This window comes from Streptomyces rugosispiralis (assembly GCF_024505145.1).
Taxonomy (GTDB): Bacteria; Actinomycetota; Actinomycetes; order Streptomycetales; family Streptomycetaceae; genus Streptomyces; species Streptomyces rugosispiralis.
On sequence record NZ_JANIAA010000085.1, the window covers coordinates 1 to 11,274 of the forward strand.

The 11,274-nt window shown below is 72.8% G+C and carries 3 protein-coding genes; all 3 read left to right on the plus strand.

Annotated elements, in window-relative coordinates; all coding sequences use genetic code 11:
* The coding region (locus tag NP777_RS46045) for an SDR family NAD(P)-dependent oxidoreductase (protein WP_256656177.1) at positions 1 to 2,830 on the plus strand (2,830 nt) is incomplete at its 5' end.
* 27 nt (positions 2,831 to 2,857) lie between these two features.
* On the plus strand, positions 2,858 to 9,403 hold the full coding sequence (locus tag NP777_RS46050; protein WP_256656178.1) for a type I polyketide synthase: 6,546 nt from the start codon (positions 2,858 to 2,860) through the stop codon (positions 9,401 to 9,403).
* Between the two features lie 81 nt (positions 9,404 to 9,484).
* Positions 9,485 to 11,274 (plus strand): type I polyketide synthase (locus NP777_RS46055; protein ID WP_256656179.1); only part of this gene is annotated, 1,790 nt, incomplete at its 3' end.

Sequence of the window (11,274 nt, forward strand, 5' to 3'; positions counted from 1 at the left end):
GCCCGCTGCGGTGGTGCTCTCGGGTGATGAGGAGCCGGTGTTGCGGGTGGCCGAAGAGTTGTCGGAGCAGGGGTGCCGGACGAGGCGGTTGGCGGTCTCGCATGCGTTCCATTCCGCCCGGATGGAGCCGATGCTGCAGGAGTTCCGGGAGGCGATCGCCGACGTGTCCTTCGCCGCACCGCTGATCCCCCTGGTCTCCAACGTGACCGGCAAGTTGGCGGACGCCGAGGCGGTGTGTTCGCCGACGTACTGGGTGGAACACGTGCGTACCGCCGTGCGCTTCGCGGACGGAGTACGAGCGCTGGCCGACCACGGCGTGAGCACCTACCTCGAACTGGCGCCGGACGCCGTGCTGTCCGCGATGGTCGGCGACTGTCTGCCGGGAGAGGCGGCCGAAGGGCCCGTGGTGGTGCCGTCACTGCGGCGGGAGGGCGACGAACCCCGTGCGCTGATGGCCGCCGTCGCTCACCTGCACGTGGCAGGCGTACGCATCGACTTCAGCACTCTGTTCGGTGGCGCCGTTCCGCCCGCTCACCTCCCCGATCTGCCCACGTACGCCTTCCAGCGCACGCACTACTGGCTCCAGGACACCCGGCCCGCCTCTCACCGGAGCAGCCTCGCCGGTGCCCCCGGCGACACCGACGCCGTCGACGCCCGGTTCTGGGCCGCGGTCGAACGCGGGGACCTCGGCTCGGTGGCCGAAGCGCTGGACCTGGCCGACCGCGAGGACAACCGTGCCGCGCTGGACGCCGTGGGCGGTGCGTTGGGCGTGTTGTCGGACTGGCGGCGCAAGCGCGGTGAGAAGTCCGCGGCGGACCGGCTGCGCTATCAGGTCACCTGGAAGCCACTCCCCGGCGCCACCTCCGGTGTACCCAGTGGCACCTGGCTGGTCGTCCTGCCGCACGGTTGCCAGGGCGAGGAGTACGCGGGCCGGATCGCCCCGATGCTGAATCGCCAGGGTCTGCGCACCACCACCCTGCGGCTCGACGGACCGGAACCGCCCGACCGCGCCGCCTTCGCCGAGATGCTGCGCGGCGCGTCGGCGGACCACGACGACATCGGCGGAGTGCTGTCCCTGCTCGCTCTCGACCAGCGCGTACGTCCCGGCTCCGCGACGCTCACCGAGGGGGCCGCGGCCACACTGGCGCTGGTCCAGGCCCTCGGCGACCTGGGCTCTGCGGGTTCAGCGGGCTCGGGGCATCGCCTGTACTGCGCCACCCGAGGCGCGGTCACCGTCGGCGCGGCGGACCGCCTCAGCGCCCCGGAACAGGCGGCGGTGTGGGGGCTCGGTCTGGCCGTGGCGCTGGAGCAGCCGGACCGATGGGGGGCGCTGGTGGACCTCCCGGACGTGTTCGACGACCGGGCCGCCCGGACCCTGCTCGCCGCACTGGCCGATCCGGGCGATGAGGACCAGCTCGCGATCCGCGCCACGGGCGCGTTCGTACGCAGGCTGCGGAGCCATCCCCTGCCCACCGGCGTGGCGAAGCCGGAGTGGCGGCCGCGCGGCACCGTCCTGGTCACCGGCGGTACGGAGGGCCTCGGCAGGCATGCCGCGCGCTGGCTGGCCGGTGCCGGTGCCGAGCACCTGGTGCTGACCGTCGGGTCGGATCCGGAAGCGCCCCATGTGGTGGCCCTGCGGGACGAGCTGAGCGGCCTGGGCGCGAAGGTGACGGTGTGCCCGACGGACCTCACCGACCGGGACGCGGTGAAGCGGCTGCTCACCGGCCCCGCCGCGTATCCCGAGCTCTCCGGTGTCGTCCACACCGCCGACCTGGCACGGATCGCCCAGACCGACGCCACCGGCGCCGATGAACTGGCGGAGACGCTGGCGGCCAAGGTCGACGGTCTGCTGCATCTCGACACGCTCCTGGCCGATCGGAAGCTGGATCTGTTCGTGGTCTTCTCGTCGGTCGCCAGTGTCTGGGGCGGTGGCGGCCAGGGGCTGATCGGCGCGGCCAACGCCCAGCTCGACGCCCTGATCGAGCGGCGCCGCGCCAGGGGGCTGGTGGCCACCTCGGTGGCCTGGGGTGTGATCGACGGCTTCGGTGTGGCCGCCGATGCCACGGCCCAGGAGCAGCTGCGCCGCCGCGGTGTGCTGCCCATGGCGCCCGAGGCGGCGATGGCGGCCCTGACGCACGCCGTCCGCCATGACGACACGCTCGTGGCCGTGGTGGACATCGACTGGTCGGCGTTCGTACCGGCGTTCACCTCGCTGCGGCCCAGCCCGCTGATCGGTGATCTGCCGGGCGTTCAGGAGATCGTCGACAGCCTTCGTACGGACGACGCCACCGACGAGTCCGCCTCGGAGTTCCTGCGCGAACTGGCCGCGGGCTCCGACGCCGAGCGGGAGCGCGCCCTGATGAAGGTGGTGCGCGAGAACGCGGCCACCGCGCTGGGCCACAGCGGTGTCGAGGCCGTCAAACCGCAACGCGCCTTCCAGGAGCTGGGATTCGACTCCCTCGCGGCGGTGAACCTGCGCAACACCCTCGGCGCCGCTCTGGGCACCCGGCTGCCGGCCACCCTCGTCTTCGACTACCCCACGCCCGCCGCGCTGGTGGAGTACCTGCGTACCGAACTCGTGGGAGACCAGGGCGACGACGAGGTCACCGAGGGCGATGAGGAGGAGATCCGCCGCGTACTGGCCGCCGTGCCGTTCAGCAGGCTCCGCGAGGCCGGAGTGCTCGATGCGCTGCGGTCGCTGGCCAGGGCCGAGACCGAAGTGGCCGGACCGGACGGCAGCCGGCCGTCCGCCGATGAGGAGCTCGACCTGATCGATGGAATGGATATCGCCGGACTGGTCCAACGGGCTTTCGACGGAACCCAGTTGTGAACGCACTCGACGCGGTGGGAGGCAGCCATGAGCAGTAGCCAGAGCGAACAGATCGTCGAAGCCCTGCGCGCCTCGCTGAAGGACAACGCCCGGCTGAAGCACGAGTACGACAAGGCGGTCGCGGCCACCTACGCCCCCATCGCCATCGTCGGGATGGCCTGCCGGCTGCCGGGCGGGGTGAGCACACCGGAAGACCTGTGGGAGCTGGTGTCCACCGGCGGTGACGGCATCTCCGGCTTTCCGGTGAACCGCGGCTGGGACCTGGACAACCTCTTCCACCCCGATCCGGACCACCCCGGCACCAGCTATGCCACGGAAGGGGGTTTCCTGCACGACGCCGGTGAGTTCGACGCGGGCTTCTTCGGCATCTCGCCCCGGGAGGCCGTGGCGATGGACCCCCAGCAGCGGATCATGCTGGAGCTGTCCTGGGAGGTGTTCGAGCGCGCCGGGATCGACCCGACCAGCAAGCGGGGCAAGGACGTCGGCGTCTATTCCGGTATCGCGTTCCACGACTACGGCACCGGTCTCGCCGAGGTCCCCGAAGGGCTGGAGGGGTTCATCCTCACCGGTGGCGCGGGAAGCGTGCTGTCCGGACGGGTCTCCTACGCACTCGGCCTCGAAGGCCCCGCCGTGACGATCGACACGGCGTGTTCCTCGTCGCTGGTGGCGCTGCACCTGGCGGCGCAGGCGCTGCGGGCGGGGGAGTGCTCGATGGCGCTGGCCGGTGGCGTCACCGTGATGGCGGCCTCCGACGCCTTCGTGGGCTTCTCCCGGCAGCGCGGACTGGCCCCCGACGGCCGGTGCAAGGCATTCGCGGCCTCGGCGGACGGCACCGGGTTCTCCGAGGGCGCCGGTGTGCTTCTGCTGGAGCGCCTGTCCGACGCCGTCGACGCGGGACACCCGGTACTGGCGGTGGTGCGCGGCTCGGCGGTGAACCAGGACGGCGCCTCCAACGGCCTCACCGCGCCCAACGGCCCCTCACAGCGGCGCGTCATCCGCCGGGCGCTGAGCAGCGCGCGGCTGACGGGCGCCGATGTGGACGTGGTGGAGGCACACGGCACGGGTACGGCGCTGGGCGACCCCATCGAGGCGCAGGCCCTGCTGGCCACGTACGGCCGGGACCGCGACCGCCCGCTGTGGCTGGGCTCGGTGAAGTCCAACATCGGTCACACCCAGGCCGCCGCCGGGGCGGCCGGTGTGATCAAGATGGTGATGGCGCTGCGGCACGGCGTACTGCCGAAGACGCTGCATGTGGATGAGCCGTCGCGGCAGGTGGACTGGTCGGCCGGTGCCGTGGAGCTCCTGACCAGCGAACAGCCGTGGCCGGAGACGGGACGGCCGCGCCGGGCCGCCGTATCGGGCTTCGGCATCAGCGGGACCAACGCCCATGTGATCATCGAGGAGGTCCCGGCCCTCCAGCCCGTCGAACCCGGCCCCGCCACCGGCGCCACCGCGGAAATCAGCGTCGCCCCCGCCGATACGCCACCGGTTCTGCATGACGCCCCGGTACCCCTTCTGGTGTCCGGGCGGGGGGAGTCGGGGCTGCGGGCCCAGGCCCGGCGCCTGCTGTCGTTCCTGGACGAACGGCCCGACGTGGCCCTGCCGGACCTCGGCTGGTCGCTGGCCTCCGGGCGCGCCGCGCTGGAGCAGCGCGGCGCGGTGCTGGCCACCGACCGGGACGCCGCGGTGCGCGGCCTGACCGCACTGGCCCAGAACACCCCCGCACCCGATGTGATCCGCGGCACCGGCCCGGCCACCGGCCACATCGCCTTCGTCTTCCCCGGCCAGGGCTCACAGTGGCGGGGCATGGCGGCCGAACTGCTCGCCTCCTCAACGGCGTTCGCCGACCGGTTCGCCGAATGCGACGACGCGCTCGGCCGCCTCCTGGACTGGTCCGTCACCGATGTGATCCAGGGAGCCGAGGGCGCGCCGTCCCTGGACCGCATCGAGATCCTGCAACCCGCGCTGTTCGCCGTGCACGTGTCCTTGGCGGCGGTGTGGGCGGCGGCCGGGGTCGAACCCGCGGCGGTGGTCGGCCACAGCCAGGGGGAGATCGCGGCGGCGTACGTGGCCGGGGCGCTGTCGCTGGAGGACGCGGCCAGGATCGTGGTCCTGCGCAGTGCGCTGTTCGCCGAGGAACTGGTGGGCAAGGGCGCGGTGGCCTCCGTGGCGGCGTCGCCCGAGGCCGTGGAGAAGCGGCTGGCGGACCGGGGTGAGCGGCTGGTGATCGCCGGACGCAACGGCCCCTCGGCGGTGACCGTCGCGGGCGAGGTGGCCGCGCTGGAGGAGTTCGTGGCCGGGTGCAAGGCCGACGGGATCCGGGCGCAGGTCGTGGGCTCGACGGTGGCCTCGCACTGCGCCCAGGTCGATCCGTTGCGGGACCGCATCCTGGCGATGTTCGCCGACATCACCCCGCGCCGCGGCCACATCCCGTTCTACTCGACGGTCACCGGCGGTGTGCTCGACACCGGCGAACTGGACGCCGAGTACTGGTTCCGCAACGCGCGCCACCCCGTGAACTTCGAGGGCGCCGTCCACGAGCTCCTCGCCGACGGCTTCGGCTTCTTCGTCGAGTCCAGCGCCCATCCCGTGCTGGTGACGGCCATGCAGCAGATGTTCGAGGACGCCGGGGCCGACGCGGTGGCCGTGGGCTCCCTGCGGCGCGACGAGGGCGGTGCGCGGCGGTTCCTGGCCTCCCTCGCCGAGGGCCATGTGGGCGGACTGCCGGTGGACTGGGCCACGGTGTTCGCCGGTACCGACCCACGCCGCGTCGATCTGCCCACGTACGCCTTCCAACGGCGCCACTACTGGCTGGAGTCGACCGACACCTTCGGCGACGCGGCCGGGCTCGGCCTCGAACCGGCCCAGCACCCACTGCTGGGCGCGGTCACCGAATTCCCCGAATCCGGCGGCGTGTTGTTCACCTCCCGGCTGTCGCTGCGTACGCACCCCTGGCTGGCCGACCACGCGGCGGCGGGCACGGTGCTGCTGCCCGGGGCGGCGTTCGTGGAGCTGGCGGTGCGCGCCGGTGACGAGGTCGGTTGCGGTGTCGTCGAAGAACTCGTCATCGAGGCACCGCTCACCCTGGCCGACGGTGACGGCGCACGCCTACAGGTGTTCGTGGGCGAGGCGGGCGACTCCGGGCGGCGCCCGCTCTCCGTGCGCTCCCGCGCGGACGGAAGCGGACCGGGGGCCGCCTGGACACGCCACGCCACCGGTGTCCTGGCCCCGGCCGCCACCACCACCCCACCCGACACCGGCCTCGCCCAGTGGCCACCGGCCGGGGCGGTCGCGGTGGACACCGAGCGGGTGTCCGAGGCGTACGAGGACATGGCCGCCGCCGGTTACGGCTACGGACCGGCCTTCCGGGGGCTGCGCGCGGTGTGGACCCGGGGCGAGGAGGTGTTCGCCGAGGTCGCACTCGCCGACGACCAGGGGCTCTCGGCGGACGGCTTCGGACTGCACCCGGTGCTGCTCGACTCCGCCATGCACGCGATCGCCTTCCGCGACCTCGGCGCCACCCAGGCCACGCTGGCGCTGCCCTTCGCCTACCGCGACGTCGTCCTGCACGCCGCCGGGGCGTCCGCGCTACGCGTCCACATCGCACCGAACGGCCCCGAGGAAGTGGCGCTTCATCTGGCGGACACCGGCGGCGCGGCCGTCGCCACCGTCGGATCGGTGGTGTCCCGGCCGGTGGCCACCGAACTGCTGGACACCAGCACCGGCCCCGCGCGGGAGCGGATGTTCCGCGTCGGCTGGGACGAGCTCCCGGCACCGGCGGCCGGCACCGCGCCGGACACCCCGCACCCCGTACCGGTGGCGAGCGCCGAGGACATCCGCGAACTGGCCGAGACGGCCGACCTGGGCGTGCCGGAGGCGCTGCTCCTGGACCTGACCGGAGACGGCCAGGAGCCGAGCGCGAGCGGCGTACGCGAGGTGACCGGCCGGGTGCTGGAACTGCTGCAAACCTGGCTGGCCGCACCCGAACTCGAGGACACCCGGCTGCTCGTGCTCACCCACGGCGCGGTGGCCGTACACCACGACCGCGAGCTCACCGACCCCACCGCCGCCGCCGTATGCGGTCTGCTGCGGTCGGCCCAGGCCGAGAACCCCGGGCGCGTCACACTGGTGGACACCGACCGGGCGCGGGCGTCCCTGGCCCTGTTGCCCAGCGCGTTCACCGGCGGAGAGCCGCAACTCGCGCTGCGCGACGGCATCCGCTACGCCCGCCGGCTCACCCGCGCGGACACCACCGGCGCGCTGGTCCCACCCGCGGGCGCGGCGGCCTGGCGGCTGGAGCCCGGCACCGGCGGCACCCTCGAAGGTCTGGCGTTGCGCCCCGCGCCCGCCGCGCCGGAGCCACTGGCGGCCGGTCAGGTCCGGATCGAGGTCCGGGCGGCGGGGCTGAACTTCCTGGACGTCCTGGTGGCGCTGGACATGAACCGGGTCGATGCCACCATCGGCAACGAGGGCTCCGGAGTGGTCACCGAGATCGGCCCCGGAGTGGCCGGGCTCACCGTCGGCGACCGGGTGATGGGGCTGTTCCCCGACGCCGTCGGCCCGCTGGCCGTGGCCGACCACCGCACCGTGGTCAGGATCCCGCACGGCTGGTCGTTCGAGCAGGCCGCCGGCGTGCCGATGGCGTTCCTCACCGCCTACTACGGGCTGCGCGACCTCGCCGGTCTGCGATCCGGTGAGTCCGTACTGATCCACGCCGCCGCCGGCGGTGTCGGCATGGCCGCCGTGCAGCTCGCCCGGCACTGGGGCGCCGAGGTGTTCGCCACCGCCGCCGCGGCCAAATGGGACGCCGTACGCGCCACCGGAGTCAGCGAACGGCGGCTCGGCGACTCGCGCACCGTGGACTTCGAAACGCACTTCCTGGACGCCACCCAGGGCCGGGGCGTCGATGTGGTGCTGGACAGCCTGGCCGGGGAGTTCGTGGACGCATCGCTGCGGCTGCTGCCCCGGGGAGGCCGGTTCCTGGAGATGGGCAAGACCGACCTGCGGAGCCCCGAGGAGGTCGCGACCACCCACCCCGGCGTCTCCTACCAGGCGTTCTCCCTCTACGAAGCGGGCAACGACCGCATCGGGGAGATGCTGCGTGAACTGGCCGAGCTGTTCGACCGGGGAGCGCTGCGTCCCCTGCCGCTGAACACCTGGGACGTACGCCACGCCCCGGCCGCCTTCCGCTACATGAGCCAGGGACGGCACATCGGCAAGAACGTGTTCAGCCTCCCCCGCACCCCCGACGCCAGCGGCACCCTCCTGGTCACCGGTGGCACCGGCTCGCTGGGCCGCCTGGTGGCCCGGCGCATGGTCACCGAACACGGAATGCGCAACATCGTCCTTGCCGGACGGCGCGGCAGGGACGCCACGGGGATACCCGAGCTGGAGGACCAGCTCAGCGCGCTGGGCGCCACCGTGCGCACGGTGGCCTGCGACCTCGCCGACCGCGAGGCGGTGGCCGCATTGCTCGGCTCGATCCCCGAGAACACTCCGCTGACCGCCGTGGTGCACACCGCCGGGCTGCTGGACGACGGCGTGATCACCACCCTGACCCCGGAACGCCTGGACACGGTGTTCCGCCCCAAGGTGGACGCGGTGCTCAACCTGCACGAGCTGACCCGCGACCTCGACCTCGCCGCGTTCGTCCTCTTCTCCTCCGGCGCGGGCACCTTCGACTCCCCGGGCCAGGGCAACTACTCCGCCGCCAACGCCTTCCTCGACGCGCTCGCCCGCTACCGCCACGCCAGCGGGCTGCCCGCCACCTCCCTCGCCTGGGGTCTGTGGGGGCAGGTCACCGACATGAGCGCACACCTGGACGACTCCGACCAGCGGCGCATGGCCCAGGGCGGCATGCTCGGACTCTCCGTGCCCGAGGGCATGGAGCTGTTCGACACCGCGTTGCGCGGCCCCGACACCGTACTGGTCCCCGCCCACATGGACTTCGCGGCCCTGCGCACCCTGGCCGCCTCCGGCTCGCTGCCCGCACTGCTGCACGCCCTGGTCCGCCCCCCGCGCCGGGCCGTCGACAACGCGGCGGCGGACACGGACGACCTGGTGAGCAGGCTGGTCAGGGCAACCGCCGGCCAGCAGGAGAAGATCCTGCTCGATCTGGTCCAGCAGGAGGCCGCCGCCGTCCTCGGCCACGCCTCGGCCGATCTGATCGAGCCCAACCAGCCGTTCAAGGAGATCGGTTTCGACTCCCTCACCGCCGTGGAGCTGCGCAATCGGCTCTCCCGCCGGGCCGGGGTACGGCTGCCCGCCACGCTCATCTTCGACCACCCCGCCCCCGCGCCACTCGCCCGCTACCTCCTGGCCGAACTGGGCCAGGAGGTCGACACCTCCGAGGTGCTGATGGCCGAGCTCGACACCGTGGCCACCACCCTGGCCGAGGTGACCCCCGACGCCACGACCCACGCCACGGTGCTGGCCCGTCTCCAGCTGCTGGTCGAGCAGTGGGAGACCACGGCGGGCGCCACAACCGCCGACCAGGACGAGGAGTTCGACGTGGACACCGCGACCGACGAGGCCATGTTCGAGCTCATCGACCGGGAGTTCGGCACCTCGTGACCGCCCGGCCCCCCGCGATGGCACACCACACCCCGCCGAACCTCCAGCAGACGCCACCGTTTCCTTCGGGAGTGAACACTCATGGCAGATGACGGGAAGCTGCGCGACTACCTCAAGCGCGTGCTGGCCGATGCCCGCCGCTCCCAGAAACGGGTCCGCGAGCTGGAGGCCGAGAAGACGGAGCCGATCGCCATCGTCGCCATGGCCTGCCGCCTTCCGGGCGGGGTGGCCTCCCCGGAGCAACTGTGGGAGATGGTGCTGCACGGGCGGGACGGGATCACCGGCTTCCCCGTGAACCGCGGTTGGGACCTGGAAAATCTGTTTCATCCGGACCCCGACCACCGGGGCACCAGCTATGTCCGCGAGGGCGGATTTCTGCACGACGCGGGGGAGTTCGACGCGGGCTTCTTCGGCATTTCGCCGCGTGAGGCCCTGGCGATGGATCCGCAGCAGCGCATCATGCTCGAGCTCTCCTGGGAGGCGTTCGAACGGGCGGGGATCGACCCGACCGCCTGGCGCGGTAAGGACGTCGGGGTGTTCTCCGGCTTCGCGGGCAGCGACTACGGGGCCGGGCTGCCGGAGCTGCCCGAGGCCCTGGAGAGCTATCTGATGACCTCCGACGCCGGAAGTGTGCTCTCCGGCCGGATCTCCTACACCTTCGGGTTCGAGGGCCCCGCCGTCACGGTCGACACCGCGTGTTCCGCGTCCCTGGTGGCGCTCCACCTGGCGACGCGCGCCCTCCGGGCGGGGGACTGCTCGATGGCGCTGGCCGGTGGCGTCACCGTCCTGGGCACACCCCGGGCGTTCATCGGCTTCTCACGCCAGCGCGGACTCGCCGCCGACGCCCGCTGCAAGGCGTTCGCCGCGGCGGCGGACGGCACCGGCTTCTCCGAGGGCGCGGGAGTGCTGCTGCTTGAGCGGCTGTCGGACGCGGAGCGGAACGGCCATCGGGTGCTGGCGGTGGTGCGGGGCAGCGCGGTGAACCAGGACGGCGCGTCGAATGGACTGACCGCCCCGAACGGCCCGTCACAGCAACGTGTCATCCGGCAGGCGCTGGCCCATGCGCGCCTCACCCCGTCCGAAGTGGACGCGGTGGAGGCCCATGGCACGGGCACGGCGCTGGGCGACCCGATCGAGGCGCAGGCGCTGCTGGCCACGTACGGGCAGGGACGGCCGGAGGACCGGCCCCTGTGGCTGGGGTCGCTCAAGTCCAACATCGGCCACACCCAGGGCGCGGCGGGCGTGGCCGGGGTCATCAAGATGGTGATGGCGCTGCGGCATGGGGTGCTGCCGAGGACATTGCATGTGGATGAGCCGACGCCGCAGGTGGATTGGTCGTCGGGTGCGGTGGAGCTGCTGACCGAGCGGCGGGTGTGGCCGGAGGCGGGGCGTCCGCGCCGGGTGGGGGTGTCGGGGTTCGGGGTCAGCGGGACGAACGCCCACGTGATTCTGGAGCAGGCTCCGGAAGCGGCGGCCGAGGTGGCGCCGGAGACTCCGGGTGGTGGTGTGGTGCCGTTGGTGGTGCCGTTGGTGGTGTCGGGGCGTGGTGATGCGGGTTTGCGGGCCCAGGCGCGCCGGCTGCTGGACTTCGCCGCAGGCCACCCTGACGTGGGGGTGACGGAGCTGGGTGTGGCGTTGGCTGTTGGTCGGGCGGGGTTGTCGGATCGTGCGGTGGTGGTGGCGGGGGATCGTGGGGAGGCGTTGGCGGGGTTGGGTGTGGTGGCGCGGGGTGAGTCGGGTGTGGGGGTGGTGTCGGGTTCGGTCGTGCGGGGTCGGTTGGGGGTGTTGTTCGCTGGTCAGGGGTGTCAGCGGGTGGGGATGGGCCGTGGGTTGTATGAGGCGTTCCCGGTGTTTCGGGATGCGTTCGATGT